General features: G+C 57.4%; 2 protein-coding genes. Both read right to left on the bottom strand.

The genetic code is table 11. The features are described 5' to 3' along the window. On the bottom strand, positions 1-1,234 hold a 1,234-nt coding region (locus ACFDSS_RS14210; RefSeq protein WP_375256375.1), incomplete at its 3' end, for a malonyl-CoA decarboxylase. Positions 1,235-1,332: 98 nt separating this feature from the next. Further along, positions 1,333-1,860 carry a TRAP transporter small permease subunit gene (locus ACFDSS_RS14215; RefSeq protein WP_347201837.1) on the bottom strand — a complete coding sequence of 176 codons (528 nt, stop codon included), beginning with the start codon at positions 1,858-1,860 and terminating at the stop codon, positions 1,333-1,335. Positions 1,861-2,058 lie beyond the last annotated feature (198 nt).

Raw genomic sequence — 2,058 nt, forward strand, 5'->3', positions numbered from 1 at the left:
CGTAGGCCTGATGGTTTTGTTCGATCGTCTCACCGTCATAAAGATAGTTGACCATCACACCCCACGAATTGGCGATGCCGCGCGGGCTTTGATCGGCGCCCGGATGAACGTGCAACAAGGTGGCCCCGTTGCCTAAATGGAAATGCGCCACCGGGTCGGCTACCGTGCCCGACGCCCTTTTGGCTTGCGTCAGAAAACGCGCTGCAAGCTGGGTGATGAAGTCATCTTGCGGCAGCTCGTGTTCGCCAAGCTCGCTTAGCGTCTCCTTGTCGGTATCGTTTAGCAAAGCGTCGCCATTCTGAAGCGATTGCTCCGCCCATTTCCTAAGGCCCGGCACCGGCGACAGCGTCACGAATGTCTTGAGGTTCGGGCGCAATTTTTGCAGTTCCGCCACAACCTGTTTAATCAGGAAGTTCCCGAACGAGACCCCGCGCAAGCCCGCGTGGCAATTGGAAATCGAATAAAAAGTTGCGACCGTGGCGGTGTCGAGATCGGTCCGCTTGCGATCGGCCGCAAGGATCGGCCCGATTGCATCCGGAACCTCGCTCAGCAAAGCGACTTCAACAAAGATCAGTGGATCGTCCGGCATCGCGGGGTGGAAAAAGGCAAAGAGCATCCGGTCAGGATCACCAACGCGCTGGCGCAAATCATCCCAGTCAGCGATTTCGTGAACCGCCTCGTAAGTGATGACCTTTTCCAGAATTTGCGCCGAGGTTGACCAATTGATCTGCCGCATCTCCAGAAAGCCGCGGTTGAACCAAGACGCAAAGAGGTGCTGAAAGTCCGAATCCAGCCCGCGCAGCTGTGGGTTCTGTTTCGCAAGCGCGAGCAAATCAGCCCTCATCGCGACCAATTCAGCAGTTGCCCCGGGAACGCGGTTGATCGTGCGGATCAACTCTTGGGTTTGTGGCTCTGCCACGAAATGCAGTGCGCGTGCAGCGTCGATGTCTCCGGGGGTCCAATCGGCGACGGCTGCGCTCAGCGCTGCATCATCGGGCCCGAATTCCTGGCTGACAGCGGAAAAGAAGGCCTCCTTTTCTGCGACGTCTGCCGCCGCGTAAATGTCGAGGATTTGGCGCGATATCTTCAGCCCCTCAGCCTCGCTTACGTCGCGAAGCAGCGAATGACACAGCGATACTAGGCTGTTTGCGGTATCTTCTGCGGCCTGTGGCCGGCTGCGACCGGCACCAGCAATTCTTGCAAGGATTTCGCTTAGAAAGCTCTGCTGCGCCATCGAAATCAGTCCTCTGAAAGGGTCAGGTTCGGATCAAGGGTCAAAACGCCCCCCGACAATCACTCCAACTTGTTCTTGTTCTTGAACAATCAAATCATTCAGTCGAGTTGAGCACCAGTTTCTTCCACAACGTCATCCCCCGCCCAGCGGGCGAATAGATGGATCAGGATGATGATCATAGACAAGGGCACCGCCACCGAGATCCAAATCATTGGAATCCCGAGTGTGTCGGCGGTTAAACCTGACTGACGGGCAAGGTATCCTTTGGCAAACCCGCCTCGCAGGCCGATGAAGCAGAAGTAGATGACCGGCAGGATAAAGGTCAGCACCGCGGCGCTTTGGACTGCCTTGGCAAAGACGGCCAGCCTATGAGGCGGCGCGGGAAACACGCTGTCCATCAGGACGGCATCCGCGCGTGTCTTGAAGGACAGGGTCGCGCCCAGCAATCCGGTCCAGACCATTGCATAGCGGGCGACATCTTCGGTCCAGACGGGAGGAGAAGAGAAGACATAACGCGCGATGATCTGCACGACGACCGTCAGGAACATCACACAGACCGCAAACACAGCCACGCGGCGCATGATCAAGTGCAGGCGGTCGCTGGTGCTGATGATGAAATGTTGCATCTGGCTTCTCCGGTTATGCAAGAGGCGGGCCACATCATGCGGCCCGCCCAAATCGTCTTAGCGGTTCTCGTCAGAGAGTTTCTTCCACAGTGCCGTGTCTTCGGCCGACATCAGGTCGGAATTGTAGACCGGCAAAGAGGCTTCGCGGAAGACCGCGCGCTCTTCGTCGGTCAAGCGCTGGACGGTCACGCCTTTTTC

Source organism: Yoonia sp., assembly GCF_042093035.1.
Classification (GTDB): Bacteria; Pseudomonadota; Alphaproteobacteria; order Rhodobacterales; family Rhodobacteraceae; genus Yoonia.

Excerpts from the sequence above, each read along its gene's own strand:
- ACFDSS_RS14215 (WP_347201837.1), bottom strand. The coding sequence starts at position 1,860 with ATGCAACATTTCATCATCAGCACCAGCGACCGCCTGCACTTGATCATG.